Below are 16,826 nucleotides of genomic sequence, written 5' to 3' on the forward strand. Positions count from 1 at the left end.
ATCTGGAACTCTCCTTACAACCGGCTTAAAATCGGGGTCGGGTCACTTACCCCGCGGACAGATTTGTCGATGGAGGAGGTTGGGGTTGAAGAAACATACCGGTTTGAAGGCTCGTGCGTGGGAGTTCCTTAGGAGAGTCTTGATGTTCGTGCGCACAGAATGGCTTCCTGGGGTAAGCCTTATTCTCGGACTGGCGCTGACTTGTGCTGCAACTGCGCAAGTGTATCGTGCGGAGACCAGAGAGATTCGTGCTTTCTTCAAAAGTGATGCCACTGAGCTGTTGAATATATTTTGGGGGCAGTTGGAAGATGGATTGCAAGCGGTGGAATACCTGCGCAGATTTTTCGAGTCCAGCACATTTGTGGAATGGGAGGAGTTTAGAAGTTTTGTGCAGCCTGCCTTTGGAAAGAATAGGTCCATTAGGGCTTTGGAATGGGCTCCGCGTGTGCGTGGTGAGGATCGAGTTCAGTTTGAAGATGTTGCACAACAGGAGGGATTGCGGCGTTTCCAGATCACGGAATGGAATGCCCAAGGCCATATGGTCCGGGCGAAAGGGCGTAAAGCATACTTTCCCGTCCGGTACATGGAACCCTACGAAGGCAACGAATCCGCCTTGGGGTTTGATCTGGCATCGGAATCAGTGCGCCGGGACACCCTGGAGCGAGCTCGGGACACTGGAGAATTGAGCCTGTCCGGCCTGCTTGATCTCGTTCAGGCGAGAACGCCTGGTTACGGATTTCTGGCAGTTCGCCCCATTTACACCCCTGGTCTGGCCCTGACTACCGTGGAGCAACGGCGCGAGGCACTTGGAGGATTTGTGCTTGGTGTCTTCAGGTTTTCAGACCTATTGCACAATACAACATTGTCCATGATATCTTCGGAGGCAGCCAAGTGCCAAATGAAGATTTTTGATGAAACGACGCAGCCGGGCGGGCTTCTTCTGTACGATTCTTCTCAAAGGAGCCCGGGGATACGGGCGATGACCAAAAGGAGCCCGGCATGGGCGAAAGGTCTTAGTGTGGATAAGACTTTTGAGTTGGGGGAACGGGTTTGGCGGATCTCCATCTTTCCTTCTGATGCTTGGGCATCTGCTATCCGCTTTGTGATGCCTGGGGTGGTGTTCCTCATGGGTCTGCTTGCCACTATTTTGATTTCGACTTATCTGCTGGGGCTGAGTCTACATAAGAGGAGACTGTCTGTTCTCAACGCCAACCTTGTTCAGGAAGTCGCGAGTCATAAGCAGACGAACATCAAAATGATGGAGGTAGAACGTCAGCTGCGGATCAGGACGTCAATCACGGAGGTGTTTCTCGCTGTCTCCGATGACCAAGTGTACGGCCAAGTGCTGGAAATCCTTTTGGCGAGTTTTATGAGCCGCTTCGGAATCATGGGGTATATTTCAGACAACGGAGACCTTATCGTTCCCTCGATGACCCAGGATATATGGGACAAGTGCCGGATGACTGAAAAGTCGATGGTGTTCCCCAAAGAAACATGGGGCGATAGCTCATGGTCCCGAGCCATTCGAGAGAAGCGGGGGCAATATTCCAATGAGCCCTCTAAGTTGACTCCAGAGGGACATATTGAAATTACCAGGCATGTTTCTTGGCCTATTGTTTTTCAGGGAGAGGTTCTCAGCATCATAATACTTGCGAATCGTGATACGGACTACAGCGAACAGGACGTGGAGATGCTAAATGGAATCGCTGCGTATATCGCGCCTATTCTGCGTGAGAGACAAGAGAGCGTCCGCTCGTTAGTACGATTGGAGCAGTTGTGCGAGGATCTGAAGCAGAGCCACGAGCAATTGAAGAATTCCCAAATGAGTCTGATTCAGGCCGAGAAGTTGAATTCCGTCGGTCGCCTGGCCGCTGGAGTAGCTCATGAAGTGAAGAACCCCCTGGGGATTTTGCTTCAGGGTATTGACTACCTCCTCTCCAAGAAGTTGGATGCGGCTGACCCGATTGTGGCTGATGTGCTGCAAGAAATGCAAAGTGCCACGAGGCGGGCTGATTTGATCGTGAAGGGCTTGCTGGATTATTCGTCGCCGACGAAAATAGTGTTTAGCAGCGCAGATCTAAATAGCGTTGTGCGCTATTCTCTGTTGTTCGTCAGATACGACCTTGATAAAAATCAAATCTGTGTAGTCGAGGATCTGGAAGAGGGTCTTCCGCCAATAGTCCTGGACGTGCAGAAGATTCAGCAGGTATTTGTCAATCTGTTGCTGAACGCCATACACGCCATGGGTAAGGGCGGCACGCTGACCATAAGGACCTGTGCCAGACAGATAGCGGATGCCGGTGGCTTGGTGGGATATAGAAATGATGATCGGTTCCTGCCGGGGGAGAAGGTTGTGGCAGTTGAGATCGAAGACACGGGCTCGGGGATTGCAGAGAATAGACTCTCTAAGGTGTTTGATCCCTTCTTTACAACGAAACCTCCGGGAGAAGGCACTGGCCTGGGCTTGTCGGTATCCCAGAAGATAGTCGAGCTGCATGGCGGAATGATTCAGATTGGCAACCGAAAGGAAGGGGGGGTGAGGGCTACGATGATTCTCAAAATGGGTGGAGGGGACAGCAGTGAGTAAAAAACGGATTCTGATTATTGACGACGAGGCAGGATTTACGAAACTTGTGAAGTTAAATCTCGAGGACCAAGGAGTCTATGAGGTAAGGACGGAGAACATGGGGTCTCAGGGTTTGGCTGCTGCCCGCGCGTTCCGGCCTGATCTTATTTTGTTGGATGTTGTGATGCCGGATGCGGATGGCGCTCAGCTTGCCAGTGAATTCAAGGAGGATTTGGATCTGAAGGATATTCCGATCATATTCTTGACCGCCGTGGTTTCTCGCGAAGAGGTATCTGAGCAGCAAGGTCTTATCGGCGGACAGATTTTTATCGCCAAACCAGCCTCCCCCGAGGAGCTTATTTCGATGATACAGAGGGAGCTTGGGGAGCAGGCGGGAGCAGGATAAACAGCCAGGATGTGTTTCGTGGAGAAGGGAGTATCTTAATGATTGACTCTGTTATCGGCAGCATGAGTCCGTATGTTTGGCCTCTCGTGATCGTTAGTTTTCTACTCTTTATTCTCGCACTGAACACTGTCGTTCGGGAACGCGTCTCTCAAGAGAGCTTGGCTTTTCTGTTACTGAGTTTGGTTGTTGTGACATGGATGCTTCCCTGGATAGCCGTCTTTTCTACGGATGATCAGCAAACCGCTTTGTCCTGGATCAAGGTAAGCAATCTGGGTCTTATCTTCCTGCCCACCGCGTTCTATCTGTTCACCATGAGTATCGTGAGAACTATCCAGAGGAAGCGCTTGTTTATTTGGATTACCTGCGGTTCTTCGGGGTTGTTTTGTTTGCTTGCGGTCACCACCGATTGGTTTATGAGGGGCCTACAGCGTTACTCTTGGGGCTATTATCCCCAATATGGGCACCTGGGTTCTGTCTATCTGGTCTTTCTTATCGTCGTAATGCTCTTTAGCTACTTTGCTTACCGGAAAGCCTACAAAAAGGCGCCGTCTGTAACCGCACAGAACCGCTTCCGCGACTTCAGCGCCGCATTTGGCATTGCCTGCTTTGGCATGGTTGATTTGTTGCCGGCATGTGGGGTCTCTATTTATCCTGTCGGCTACCTTGCTGTTTTTGGTTTCACTATAATTGCCGCTACAGCCATCCGGCGTTACCGGCTTGTGGATATCGCCACTTCGTTTACGGTGGATCATATTCTGACGACTGTAACCGATGCCTTGATTGTTGTCGATAAGGAGGGTGTGATTCGGGTGGTCAATAAGGCTGCCTGTAATCTTTTGAACAGATCCGCCGACGCAATAGTGGGGATCGCCATAAGTCATTGCAGGCTGGTCTGCATAGCAGTAGAGGGTCTCGAAGCTCTTATCCTGGAGGGAGGTTCTAAGGTCTATGAAGCTTCTTTGCCCGCGGAATCTGGGGGTATATGCGAACTAGGGGTCAGTGCCTCGGTTATGAACGACCACACCGGGAAGCCTGTGGCAGTTATCTACCTGGCGAGGGATATTACGGCGAAGAAAGAGGCGGAGGAGAAGCTGCGGCGGGTGAATTCGGAACTGAGACGCAAGGAGAAGACTCTTGAGGATCTCATCGACGATCTGCGGCGATCTAACGAGGAACTCTGGTCAGCACAATTGGAGTGGATCCGTGCGGCAAAACTGGAGTCTGTTGGGAGGTTGGCGGCGGGTGTTGCTCATGAGATTAAGAATGGCCTTGGGGCAATCGAGATGGGAATGGCGTACTTGGGGCCGCGCGTTGAACCACTTGGGAAGGAAATGACCGAAGTGGTCAAACAGATTGATTTTGCCAGCAAGCAAGTGACCTCCGTAGTCCGGGGACTCTTGGCGTTTTCGTCGCCCCGCGAGCTGGAGGAAACGGCGGAAAACATTAACTTGGTGTTGGAAGAGGCTCTTGGACTGATCGCCCACGAAATCATGCGTGAAAGAGTTCATGTATTGAGAGAGCTTGATAACAATTTGCCGTTGTTCAATATGGACAAGACCCAGGTCGTCCAAGTTTTCATGAATATCTTCCTGAACGCGATTCACGCGATGCCGAAGGAAGGGACACTTAGAATACGTACACTTTCGCGTCAAGGTCAAAAGGATGATAAGCGCCTGGGAAGCTGCCCCGGAGAAGAGCGGAAAGAGGTTGTGGTGGTGGAAGTCGAGGATACGGGAACGGGTGTTCCGGAAGACAAGCTGAACAAGATCTTCGATCCCTTCTTTACCACGAAGCCGGAAGGGAAAGGCACCGGCTTGGGTCTGACAGTATCCCAGACTATCATGGAAACCCACGGTGGGAGTCTGCATATTGCCAATCGAGAAGAGGGTGGGGCGAGGGTGACACTTGTCTTTCCGACCGTGAGAGCGGGGCACAACTGAGAAAGCCGGCTTCCGGGTGGAAAAGCACAATTTCCAGTTAAAGTCTTCAGAAGACAGCCCATTGTCCGCCATTTTTGCATGTGCAAGGGAACTGAGCTCGAGTACAATAACCAGGGTTTGCTATGCTGCGGAGGACTCGTTGAAGCTCAGAACCCCGAAAGGCTCTGCAAAATCCTATGCGTTTTAAGAGAGTCGCGCTTGTCAATCCGCCTTACTCCCCGAAGATCTTCCCGATCCCCGTTATTCTTCCCGGGCTTGGGTACCTGGCGCAAAGCCTGAGACAGGCCGGCGCTGAGGTTAAGGTCCTGGACGCCAATCTGGGCAAGGATCACCCGAAGATCGTCAATGAGCTCGCCGAGTTTGATCCGGACATGGTGGGGATCTCCATGATCAGCTACCGCTTCCGGTCCCATGGCGCTTTGATTAGCTCGATCCGCGAGCGTTTGCCCGAGGTGACTTTGGCTGCGGGCGGTCCGCATGTGTCTTCGGTCCGGGAAGAGGCCCTGAAACAGTTTCCGGAGTTGGACTACGCATTCTTTTTGGACGGCGAACAGTCTCTGGCGCAATTGGCGGAGGGGAAGCCGGAAAAGGAGATTCCCGGGTTGATCTACCGCAACGGAAGCGAGAGCGGCGTTTCGTCCAATCCGGCCCAGCTGCCCAAGGACTTGGATTCCATTCCCTGGCCCCGCTACGACGACTTTGAGCTGGATCGCTATGGTTACGGCATGAGCATTGTGACCAGCCGGGGATGTCCTTATTCCTGCATTTATTGTTCTTGTAATGTGATCGGCAAGACTTACCGGGGCCGTTCCCCGGAATCCGTGCGCGATGAGGTGGATTACTGGTACCGCAGGGGATACCGTGAATTCGGGCTGCAGGAAGACAATCCTACCTTTGACAAGGGGCGCATGCACGCGATCTGCGACGAACTTATCCGGGCGGATTTCAAGGACGCCGTGTTTCAGGCCGGCAACGGCGTGCGGGCCGACCGCGTGGACAAGGAGCTGCTGGAGCACATGTACCGTGCGGGTTTCCGGCGCCTGGCTTTTGGAATCGAGTCCGCTTCCGACAAGGTGCTCAAGGCAATGCGCAAGGGCACAACCCTAAAGATCGAAGACGAAGCCGTGCGAATGGCTTGCGAGGCGGGCTTTTTTGTCAGTCTTTTCTTCCTGATCGGCACGCCCAAAGAGACCCTTGAAGACGTGGAAATGTCCTGCAAGTTTGCCCTCAAGTATCCTGTGAAGGATGTCTCCTTCTACAACTTGGTTCCCATGCCCTCGACCGAGCTCTGGAGCTACATTGACAAGAATGATCTTTGGGTTCGCAAACCTGAGGAATATCTGAATTCTCCGCTCTTCCCGATGCATTCCACCCACCCCGTCTTTGTTACTCCGGAGCTGGGGATCGAGGACAGGCGCAAGGCCTTGAAAAGGGGATGGCAGATTCGCGCCGAGGTCACCCGCCGTGCGGTGGCCGGGCAATTGCAGCGCTTTGGGATTTTGGGGCGCGCCCTGGCGTGGGTGTACAGCCGCAATAAAGTGCGGGCTTTCGAGAACTCCTTGCTTGCCAAACCGTGGTACCGGGCAAGCGTGGGTAAACTGCGCTCCAAGGTCCGGGCCCTGTTCTACAAGTAGGCCGGCAAAAGAAAATCGCAAGAATCCCTATTGACTTTGGCATAGAAGAGGATATGCTTATCCGCTAGCAGGTGATGTTTTTCCTCCCTTGGAGGGAGGTGAAAACATTGCCTTGCGAATTGTCCGCTTGCTTGAGCCGAGTCTCGAGCAGCAACCCGGAGAAGCTTGAGTGTCTCAGATGCCCCAGGGCAGCAGTCAGGGAAGTAGTGTAGAACCCAACAACGATCCGGAGGAACCTCCTGGTTTAGGCCAACGCCTCCGATCCCCCAAGGTCCAATCTTTGCCGCGGAATCCCGCGGTTTTCTCATTTAGGCGCGTTTCGCTGGTGTCCGGCGCAGGTTCACCGCCGGCCTCCCGCAGAAAAGCTGTCTCCTGGCTGGATTCCTGCAAGAGAAGCCGCGGATCCAGCATCCAATCCGCACTATTTCGAAAACGATTTTTCCCCGAGGCCGGCCTTGCCGAGTGGAACGACTGGCGCTGGCAGATGCGCAACCGCATCCGTACCTTGGAAGGGTTGGAGCAGATCTTCACCCTTTCCGAATCGGAGCGCAGGGTCTTGGTGGAAAGAGGTTCGATGCTTCCTTTGGGTATTACGCCGTATTATGCCGCGCACTTGCACAGGGAAGATCCTGACGATCCCTTGCGCCTGACGGTTATCCCCCGCGAGGCGGAGTCTTTGCGCGCGCCCGGTGAATCGGACGACCCCTTGGGAGAAGATAACTACAGCCCTGTGCCGGGTCTGGTGCACCGATATCCGGACCGGGTGCTGCTTTTGGCCCATGATGTGTGTTCCACCTATTGCCGGTACTGCACCCGGTCCCGGATGGTCGGGCATGGGCAAATCAGTGCCGGGCAGGACCGGCTGGAACAGGCCTGCCGGTATATAGAAAACAACCCTCAGATCAGAGATGTTTTGCTTTCCGGCGGGGATCCTTTGTGCCTGAGCGATGACCGCCTGGAGTCGATTCTTTCGCGCCTAAGACAAATTCCGCACGTGGAGTTTATTCGCCTGGGCACAAAGATACCGGCTGTCTTGCCTCAACGGATCACCTCTGACCTGTGTGCGATGCTGCGGCGGTACCATCCTCTTTGGATGAGCTTGCATTTCACGCATCCCGGCGAATGCACCCCCGAATCCTTCCGCGCTTGCTCCCGGCTGGCAGATGCGGGCATCCCCTTGGGATCCCAAACCGTGCTTTTGCGGGGAGTCAACAACAGTGTGCCGGTGATGAAGGAGTTGATGCACCGGCTGCTCATGATGCGGGTTCGCCCGTACTACCTGTACCAGTGTGATCCGATCTCCGGCTCCTCCCACTTCCGTACCTCCGTGGAGGAGGGCTTGGAGATTATCAAGGGCTTGCGCGGCCACACCACGGGTTATGCGGTTCCCACATTTGTCATCGATGCTCCGGGCGGCGGAGGCAAGATTCCGTTGCAGCCGAATTATGTCCTAGACCGGGACAGGGGAGTTCTCCGGTTACAAAATTATGAGGGACGCACCTTCTGCTATCCTGATCAGCTCTCCGACGGTGGTCTTGTCTGAATGCGGAAGCCAGAAACATGGAGAGACCTTCCTTGAAGATCGGCATCACTTACGACCTCCGGGACGAGTACCTGAAAGAGGGGTATTCGGAAGAGGAAACGGCTGAATTCGATTCCGTGGAAACCATCGAATCCATCGAGAATGCCCTCAAAAGCTTGGGGCACTCTGTTGCTCGAGTGGGAAATGCGAAGCAACTCCTCCAACGCTTGGCCAAGGGGGAACGGTGGGACTTGGTGTTCAACATCTGCGAGGGGCTGCGCGGTTTGGGCCGGGAATCTGTGGTGCCGGGCCTACTGGAGCTGTACGAGATCCCGTATACATTTTCAGATCCTGCCACCATGGCGCTTTGCCTGCACAAAGGATGGTGTAAGGCCGTGCTCCGGCAGGCAGGCTTGCCCACCGGCGATTTTGTTGCGGTGTCCGGTCCGCAAGACTTGGCCGATGCGGACATGGCTTTTCCGGTCTTTGTGAAGCCCGTGGCTGAAGGCACAGGAAAAGGGATTAGCGCAGATTCCAGGGTGGACAATCAGGAAGCCTTGGGCCGGGAGTGTGAAAAGATTTGGTCTTCGCTGGGACAGCCGGCCTTGGTCGAAACGTATTTGCCGGGTCGTGAATTTACCGTGGGTATTTTGGGCACAGGGCCTTTGGCCCGCGTGATCGGGACGCTGGAAGTGCGATTGCGGCCTCAAGCTCAAGCCCACGCCTATTCCCTGCACAACAAAGAACACTGGAAAGACTGTGTGGAATACCTGAAGGTTCATCCGGAGAAGGACGATGCCGGTGCTCAAGCGGAATCGGTGGCTCTTTCGGCCTGGAGATTGTTGGGTTGCCGTGACGGCGGGAGGATGGACTTGCGCTGTGACGCTGCCGGTAATCCGGTTTTTATAGAAGCCAATCCATTGGCGGGTTTGCGGCCCGGGTACTCGGATTTGCCGCTGGTTTGCGAAGCTGCCGGTTTGCCTTATGAGGATTTGATTGCCGGGATCCTGGATTCGGCCATGGCCCGTTATTGCCCCAAGGGTGCAGAAACCCGCTCATGCGCATAGCGATTTTGCACCAATCTGTCTTACCTGATGCCCCTCCTGAAGAACTGGATGTCTTAGTCCAGGTGGAGGAAGTTTGCCGTGCTTTGAGCCGCTTAGGACATGAGCCTCTGGTCTTCGCTTGTTCGCTGAACCTGCAACAGGTCAAGGAATTCCTCCAAGCGGCAAATCCCGACAGAGTCTTCAATTTGGTCGAGTCTCTGGGCGGCTCCGATGCATTGGTAACGGCAGTTCCCTGTTTGCTGGAGTCTCTCCATCTTCCCTACACCGGCTCCTCTGCTGCGGCCATTGCGCAAAGCACCCATAAACTGACGGCAAAGAGATTGCTGAGGGCGAGCGGGCTTGCCACTCCCGACTGGGTTGAGTGGGGCCAAGCGAATCCCGAAGCTTTGAGGTCCCCATTCGTGGTTAAGGCGATTTGGGAACACGCTTCCTTTGTGCTGGATGATAATTCCGTGGCCTTGGGGGCCGGCGCAGAGGATCCTGCCCAGTGGATCGCGCGCAAAATGACACAAACAGGCCGGCCGTTTTTTGCCGAAAGGTACATCGAAGGCCGGGAATTCAATGTGTCGGTTTTGGGCGGGGATAAGGCGGAGGTCTTGCCCGCGGCCGAGATCCGCTTTCGGGATTTTCCGCCGGGGAAACCGCGTGTGGTGGGTTACCGGGCCAAGTGGGAGCCGGATTCTTTGGAGTGCTTGCGGACCGTGCGTTGCTTTGAGTTTCCCGATGAGGATCGAGCTTTGATTGAGAGACTTGGGTTTTCTTCTCTTCGTGCGTGGGAAGTCTTCGGCTTGAGCGGCTGGGCCCGGGTGGATTTTAGGGTGGATGAAAAGGGGCAACCCTGGATACTGGAGGTGAACTGCAATCCTTGTCTGAGTCCTGACGCGGGGTTTGTGGCAGCTTGCCAAAGGGCCGGCATTCTGTTTGATACGGTTTGCGAGAGAATCTTGTCGGATTGTGCCGGAACCGGCAAAGGGGAAAAAGTGCGGTTTTCTCAGGGTTTGGTGGAAGGATCGGAGTTCTGATGAAAGTCTCAAATATTCAATTTAGGGATCAATTGCGCGCAGAGGACATCGGCAGTGTTGAAAATATCTTGCGCTCAACGGGCTTTTTCAACGAGGAAGAAGTCCGCGTGGCTTGCGGGCTTTTGGAAGAGAGTCTCCCGGCTGAAAAGGAATCCGGCTATTTGTTTTTGTTTGCCGACTCGGAAGAGCGCACTCTCGGCTACGCTTGCTATGGGCAGATCCCTTGCACCCAAGGCAGTTACGATCTGTATTGGATCGCGGTTGCCGAAGAGGCGCGCGGCAAGGGGATTGGAAAGAGACTTCTGGAGGGGGTGGAACAGCGTGTCGAGGCTGCGGGGGGACGGAAACTGTACATCGAAACTTCGGGCAAACCCCTTTATGAACCGACGCGGGCTTTTTACGAACGCTGCGGCTATAAGGTCTGCGCCGTGCTCGAGGATTTCTATGCGCCCGGAGACGCCAAAGTGCTCTTCGAGCGGGGGATCCATTCCTGATTAATAAGTTGTGAAATTAAGTCTTGAATAAGATATACTCGTGATACCTGTGTTTGGGGTCGCTCAGGGCTCTTCCAAGGCTTTGCCTTGAGGAGAGCCTTTGTCATGTTCAGTGCCTTCCGGTCCTGAGCCGAAACTCTTGGAGAAAAATATGAAGCCTCTAAAGCCCTATGTCCGGATGTCAGCCTTTTTGATCCAGGCGGGCCTGTTTCTTGGCCTTGCGCTTCCAGTCCAAGCCAAGCCCTTGAACATAGAGATTCCTTCAGAGTTGGGACGTATTGAGTCCTCCTTTGAGGCCCAGGGCGGGGATCGAATGGTTATCCATATTCAGGATGTGCACGCGCATTCTGAGGCGCAGGAGAATATCGGACGTTTGCTGGAGCACCTGAGTAAGGAATATGGGATTGAGCTCGTTACGGTGGAGGGGAGCGCCGGTCCCATCGACGTGGATCTCTTCAGTTGTATTCCGCATGCGGAAGTGAGGGCCTATTGGGCTAGAGAGGCGCTTCGCGAAGCGTCGATTACAGGCCCGGAAAAAGTCGCGATTGCCGAACGGCTGCCTATCGAGCTCGTGGGAGTCGAAGAACCCGCTCTCTATATTCAGGACTTCAATGCCTTTCGATCCATCCATCCCTTGAGTGCTTCCACGGTGTTCCTATTAGTGAATTTCGATTCGAGCCTACAAGCCCTGCGAGAGCGCGCCTACCCCGAAAAGGTCCTGGCTCTTGATGCGGCCCGGACCCGGTACTTAAGGAATGAGATGAGCCTTCCCCAGTATCTGAACCTGCTTTGGGCCGAATCCGGAAACGCCGGCTTGGACTTGGAGTCCGCATATCCCGCGGTGTGGAGTGTGGTGCGCTCTGCTGAGCTTGAGGGAACTCTGGACAGAAAGGGCCTGCAGGCTGATTTGGAGAGCCTGCTTCGAAGATTTCTTGCCCGTATGAAGAATGAACCGGTGGGAACGAAATCTGTCGCGGCTCTCTTCGAGGAGTTCCAAGAGGACCAGGATTTGATTGCTTTTGTAACGCGGCTTTCCGGCATTTGGGAGGGAGCCGGGGCGCAGATGAAGGACCTGGAGCAGCTCAACTTGGCCCTGGAATTGGCGCGATTACAGCAGAACTTGGAGCCCGGCCGCTTGCTTGCTGAGATCCCTGTGCTGGAGGATGAGCTTTTCGAATCATTGCTTGGGGAGTCCAGTGCTTTGCGGGTTTATGAACTCGGGAATCGGTTGGACTCCATACGCAAAGTTTTAAACGCTCACGCAAGTTCCCGGGAATGGGAACACTTTGAGGCTGTTCAACAAAAGGGCGGTCTAGAAGCCTGCCTGGGTGAACTGTACGATCTCGCCACAGCATTTTCCGTCGAAACTTCCCTTCGCCGAAGTGATTTGACTCCCGAAATTGCGCGAAACCTCAGTTCAGCCATTGAATTCTATGAAATAGCTTCCGAGAGAAATGAGGGGTTGATCCGTCACACGCTGGCTGCGATGCAAGAGAGACAGACACACGTGGCTGTGCTCATTGCCGGAGGCTATCACAGCCGGGGTTTGGAAGAACTCCTCGAAGAGTCGGACATTTCCTATATCGCCATTGCGCCCCGGGTGACCCAGGAGGCAGAAGAGTCTCTGTACTTGGAACGCATGCTGGGACAGCGCCTCAAGAGCCCGGGCTCAGTGGTTGCCCTCAGCAAGACTTCTTCCGGTTTGGCCTTTACTTCGGCCTTAGCTCGATACGCGCTCTTGGAAGACAATGTCACCTACATGCAAGTGCGTGCTTTGGCCAATGGTGTGCTTGAGGCTTATGAAGCTGTTTTTCCTCAAATGCCTGATAGGCAAGTCCGGGAGATCTATGGCCAAGCCTTGACTCAGGCATTTGGGGAGCGAAGAGAAGTCGCGTCAAAATATCGACTTCTTTTGACGGGATCGGAGGATGAGTTTTCCTCGGATGCAGTCACCGGGAAGGATATGGTTTATGCGCTTTTGACCCAGGCGGTGAAGGACCATGAACGCGGTGTGGATACGGGTTTCAGGCGGATGCAAACCCTTGAGGCTTGGCCGATCACGGACTTGAGCCGTCGTTGGTTGGGTGTCTACTCTAAGGCTTTGCGCGACTCGGATGAAAGCCTCTCAGGAGATCTTGTGGTGCTCAAAAACTTATTGGAGGCAGTGCAGGCAATACAGGACGACTCCCCGGGCGCCCAGTTGAAAATGATGGATCCTGAGCAAGCGGACTCGTGGGGAGTGATGGCCCAGGCAGAAGGTTACACGATATGGGTGCATCCCGCTCTTCTGGAAGCCCTGATGGAAGGGAGCACCATTTTGGATGAGACAACTCGGCCTCAGATGATTTTGCTTGCCGGGGAGCTCAATCGGATTTCGCGCCAGGGGTTGAGAAAACGATTTATTCAACCTGCTAGAGGTGAATTCCGATCCATCGGGACTGTGGATCAATATGTTCAGCGTATCGGTTCATTCCCATTGTCGGACAGGGTTGACATTGAGCTGCGGGACGAGCTGGTCGCTGCACTCAGGATCATGACCTCCCGTTTTGGAGGCGCCCGGACGGTTGCATATTTTGATGCCTCGGAAGCAGACCAGCATTTGGCTTGGGTTGAAGACGACACCCTTTGGTTGGATCGCGCTCATTTTGAAGGATTATTGGATGAGGAGCACCCGGAAAAATGGTTCACGTCCGCGCGGCTTCTACTGGCCTTTGCCGAAGCCAAGCATTCGGACAGAGATCCCACGTTTCTGGATGCTTTGGATTTTGCACAGAAAGTCTATGGCCTGGCAGCCCAGGTGGAGCGCTCTTCAAGATATCCCGGGTCCTATTGGGAAGAGGCCATTGCATGGGCCGTCAAGAATGGGTTTCAGAATGAGGCGGTTGAGGAACTGATGGCAGTGCTCAGAGCCGATCCGGAAAGCCTTGTTCACGGACGGCTCACGGACGCAGGTTGGAATCAAATCATCCGTTTTTCCAGAAACTACTATTGGCAAACCACGGAGAAGTTTTCCGACGAAGACATCAAATTTCATATTGAAGGTCTCAGGAGTTTTAGAGGATACCGGCTGATCCGGCCGGAGCAGGTGGAAACTCTTAGACAGGAATACGCTCGTCTGGGGGCAATCGGATTTACTCCAAGCATGCACCAGATCTTAAAGGATTTGGCATGGGGGCATACGCCGGCCCAGGAGTCGGAGTTGGCCGGAACGCGAGGATTTGACCCGGCAACCCGGATCGAGCCCATTGAAGCCGAGCACCTGGGGCTAGAGGGTCAGGAAGAGGGCGTGGGCTTCCCGAATCCTCTTCAGACCATGGATCCGCAGACCAAGGCAAGACTCAAAGATAAACTGGAGAGAGTCGCCATTCTGGTGAGCGCCGGAGGTTCGGGGAGCCGGTTGATGGACTCCTTGCCGCCTGACTTAATCCAGGAATTGGCTCAATGGGGATTTCTTTCCAAACCCACAATGCCTGCCGGGCCGGCTTCATTGACGCACTCCTTATCCAAGACTCTGGGAACCATTGCCACTTTGGAGGATTTTTTTGGGATTACTATTCCGACCTTGCTGGTGGTGACTCCAGATACCGGCCAAGAGGCCATTCGCGCAATCTGGGAGAATACTGTTGGGCCTCAAGAACTCACAGCTCCCAAAGGTCTTTGCATGGTCAATTTGGAGATGTTGCCCGGTTTTGGCGACAACGGACGTATTTTGACTCAAGACAGGCTGACGCAGGACGGAATAGAAATCGTGCGCACCACGGGGGGGCATATGGGAGTTTTGCGATCCATGGAGATGCCCCTTTCGGAGAGACGCGGGGTCGCCTTGTCGCCCGGTATCCAAACATTCAGAGAGCTCATTGAACAGGGGATTCCCGGTCAAGAGAAGGTGGAAGGCTTCTTCATGGTTTTTGGAACAGATCCGGTGGCCAATACCCCGAGCTTTTTGATGCGTATGATGAATATGGCCATCCATGACGACGGGAACTCGGACTTCATTACCTTTCTGGGTATGCCTGTTTATGATATTGAAAACAGGCCCCAGGGGGGTACCTTCGCGCGATTTGTGTATCCGGACGGCTCATCCAGTATCGAAATTGTGGAGCATTCACAGCGCAAAGCGGATGGGGTTTTGGACAGAGCCTTAGCAGAGGCCGACCGAGAGCATGCTTTAAAACTTGCTCGAGCAGGTAAGACACCTGAAGGGCTTTCTTTTAATACCGGACCGATTTTTTTGAGCCAAGCTGCTTTGGATCAGGCTTTGGGTGCTTTCAGGAGAGGGGAGTTTCCTTGGGAGATTGCTTACAAATCCCAAGAGATATGGATTCATCCCAATGACCTGCGGCCCGAAGATGTGATTCTGCGCGATGTGCTCGTCAAGGAAGAGGACGGGAGAGTGCATTCAAGACATCCGGAAGGCAAGGTGCTGGTGAGGCGATCGTTGCTTAAGATCGAAGATCTCTTGTACCGCCTCACTTCAGTGGTTCAAGAGGGGGAGGGGGACCAAGTTCGGGTGGGCCAACAGGATCCCGTGGATTATCAGGCCTTGAAGGATGCGGCTTCGGTGGTTCAGGCCGCGCATAAAATATATGTGCGCAGCCGTGAGCGGCTCGAAGCACTTGGATTTGAAATCAGCGGGGGGTTATCGTGGATGATGGGTGAGTGGTTCGATCTTTATACCAGAATTGCCGAGGGTCTGCCCGATGGACAGGATTTGCTGCTGGTGAACTATAGGGACGCAAGCAAGCAGAGCGAGGCGCGGGTCCAAGCTGCAAAACTCGACGCTGCCAAGCGCGAGGCCCTCGAGTTAGCTGGCGAGCTCCGCGCCATCGAACTGGAAACCTCCTTTGGGGGCGGCTTTGATATCCGTTCCCGGGTGCGTTGCGGGGAAAACGTGACCCTTGATGAGGGTGTTGGCCAGTTTCATTTGGGCATTTTTGGCTTTGAAGTTGGCGACAATGTGCGCTGGGAGGCAGGGACGCGCTTTTCCGTGCAAGGCAAGGGCACGATGCGCATTGGGAACGGGGTCGAGCTGGGCCCGGAGGCTCAAGTGATGGCCTGGGTGTCCAAAGGCAAGGTGCATCGATTAGTGCGTAAGAGAGATGCGTCCATGAGATTGACTGCGGTTCAGACACAAGGCCAGTCCGTGGGGGATCTGCTGAAGGCAGGAACCCTCGAGGCCGATACGAACTCCGGAATTTATTTGGAAGAAGGGGTGCAAATCAGTGTGATGGGTCGTGTCAGAATCACAGGCGGCGGTTCCCTTATCCTGGGCCAAGGCGTTGAGATCGGCGAGAACGACCTGATCGATATTGTGATTCCCGAAGGCTATGTCTATGTGGTGGAAAACGAACCGGACGGGGGTTCGCTGTTAGGAGCGCTTGCTGCGGATCGGCTGCCCGGTACTGCAGGAACTACAGCTCCCTTTGCTTTTCAACTCCTCGAATCCGCCCTGTAGACCTTTGCTCTGGTCGGTGCCAGGCACCGGTGCCTGGCACCAGTGCCTGACACCAAAGCAGAATAACCTATGTTACAATTTTTCTATGAAGATTCTTCAGGAATTCAAAGAGTTTGCGGTGCGCGGCAATGTGGTGGACATGGCCGTGGGTATCCTCATAGGGGCGGCCTTCAGCAAGGTTGTCAACTCGCTTGTGCAAGATGTGATTTTGCCTCCGATCGGGTTTGTTACCAAGAGGATTAATTTTTCCGATCTCTATCTCAATCTCTCCGGCGGGGAATATGATTCTCTGGCCGCGGCCAAGGCGGCCGGGGCCGCTACCATCAATTACGGAAATTTTCTCGATTCGATTCTGGGCTTCCTCATTGTGGCTGCGGCGGTGTTCTTTCTGGTCAAACAGATCAACCGTTTGCGCCGGAAAGAGGATACGGAATCCGTCTCTCCCACCCAAAAATCCTGTCCCTACTGCTTTACGAGCATCTCGATCCAGGCAACCCGCTGTCCCCAGTGTACCTCCACTTTGGCGGCGCCCAAGGAATCCTGATTTCCTGCCGAGTACCTGATGCGGGTGCCTGAAGCCAACGGGTGTTTGCCCTGCGCAAAAAATACCTCACGACCCTTCCGGACGACCCCTATATAGTGTATACTTTTGAAATATGTGTAATTAGTGACCCCAAGGATTCCAACTCATTGCGACCCTCACGATGCTTTAGCCTAATC

General features: G+C 54.1%; 10 protein-coding genes. All 10 read left to right on the top strand.

Annotation, left to right across the window (positions count from 1 at the left end; all coding sequences use genetic code 11):
• The first annotated feature begins 142 nt into the window (after window positions 1–142).
• The 10 genes from JW937_00315 to mscL all read left to right on the top strand — a co-directional run bounded on the left by JW937_00315 (window position 143) and on the right by mscL (window position 16,650).
• The gene (locus JW937_00315; protein MBN1585853.1) at window positions 143–2,587 is read left to right on the top strand and encodes a CHASE domain-containing protein; all 2,445 of its coding nucleotides are present in this window, start codon (window positions 143–145) and stop codon (window positions 2,585–2,587) included.
• Window positions 2,580–2,972: a response regulator gene (locus tag JW937_00320; protein MBN1585854.1), complete on the top strand. Its 393-nt coding sequence runs from the start codon at window positions 2,580–2,582 to the stop codon at window positions 2,970–2,972. Before JW937_00315 ends, JW937_00320 begins: the two co-directional genes overlap by 8 nt.
• A 38-nt stretch (window positions 2,973–3,010) precedes the next feature.
• On the top strand, window positions 3,011–4,912 hold the full coding sequence (locus JW937_00325; GenBank protein MBN1585855.1) for a PAS domain S-box protein: 1,902 nt from the start codon (window positions 3,011–3,013) through the stop codon (window positions 4,910–4,912).
• Window positions 4,913–5,088: 176 nt separating this feature from the next.
• Window positions 5,089–6,546: a B12-binding domain-containing radical SAM protein gene (locus tag JW937_00330; GenBank protein MBN1585856.1), complete on the top strand. Its 1,458-nt coding sequence runs from the start codon at window positions 5,089–5,091 to the stop codon at window positions 6,544–6,546.
• 178 nt (window positions 6,547–6,724) lie between these two features.
• On the top strand, window positions 6,725–8,089 hold the full coding sequence (locus JW937_00335) for a KamA family radical SAM protein (protein MBN1585857.1): 1,365 nt from the start codon (window positions 6,725–6,727) through the stop codon (window positions 8,087–8,089).
• Window positions 8,090–8,121: 32 nt separating this feature from the next.
• Window positions 8,122–9,135, top strand: a complete 1,014-nt coding sequence (locus JW937_00340) for a D-alanine--D-alanine ligase (protein MBN1585858.1) — start codon at window positions 8,122–8,124, stop codon at window positions 9,133–9,135.
• Entirely contained in the window at window positions 9,126–10,157 is a 1,032-nt protein-coding gene (locus JW937_00345) for a D-alanine--D-alanine ligase (GenBank protein ID MBN1585859.1), read from the top strand. Before JW937_00340 ends, JW937_00345 begins: the two co-directional genes overlap by 10 nt.
• The gene (locus tag JW937_00350) at window positions 10,157–10,651 is read left to right on the top strand and encodes a GNAT family N-acetyltransferase (GenBank protein ID MBN1585860.1); all 495 of its coding nucleotides are present in this window, start codon (window positions 10,157–10,159) and stop codon (window positions 10,649–10,651) included. The genes JW937_00345 and JW937_00350 overlap by 1 nt, the downstream gene beginning before the upstream one ends.
• A gap of 151 nt (window positions 10,652–10,802) precedes the next feature.
• Complete coding sequence (locus tag JW937_00355; GenBank protein ID MBN1585861.1) at window positions 10,803–16,106, top strand: hypothetical protein; 5,304 nt, start codon at window positions 10,803–10,805, stop codon at window positions 16,104–16,106.
• A gap of 91 nt (window positions 16,107–16,197) precedes the next feature.
• Window positions 16,198–16,650 (top strand): large conductance mechanosensitive channel protein MscL, encoded by a 453-nt coding sequence (gene mscL, locus JW937_00360; protein ID MBN1585862.1) that lies wholly within the window; start codon window positions 16,198–16,200, stop codon window positions 16,648–16,650.
• Window positions 16,651–16,826 lie beyond the last annotated feature (176 nt).

The organism is Candidatus Omnitrophota bacterium (assembly GCA_016929445.1).
GTDB lineage: Bacteria > Omnitrophota > Gorgyraeia > JAFGIU01 > JAFGIU01 > JAFGIU01.

Coding starts and splice junctions, on each gene's coding strand:
- JW937_00330 (MBN1585856.1), top strand. CDS start 5,089: ATGCGTTTTAAGAGAGTCGCGCTTGTCAATCCGCCTTACTCCCCGAAG.
- JW937_00335 (MBN1585857.1), top strand. CDS start 6,725: ATGCCCCAGGGCAGCAGTCAGGGAAGTAGTGTAGAACCCAACAACGAT.
- JW937_00355 (MBN1585861.1), top strand. CDS start 10,803: ATGAAGCCTCTAAAGCCCTATGTCCGGATGTCAGCCTTTTTGATCCAG.
- JW937_00345 (MBN1585859.1), top strand. CDS start 9,126: ATGCGCATAGCGATTTTGCACCAATCTGTCTTACCTGATGCCCCTCCT.
- JW937_00350 (MBN1585860.1), top strand. CDS start 10,157: ATGAAAGTCTCAAATATTCAATTTAGGGATCAATTGCGCGCAGAGGAC.
- JW937_00325 (MBN1585855.1), top strand. CDS start 3,011: ATGATTGACTCTGTTATCGGCAGCATGAGTCCGTATGTTTGGCCTCTC.
- JW937_00315 (MBN1585853.1), top strand. CDS start 143: ATGTTCGTGCGCACAGAATGGCTTCCTGGGGTAAGCCTTATTCTCGGA.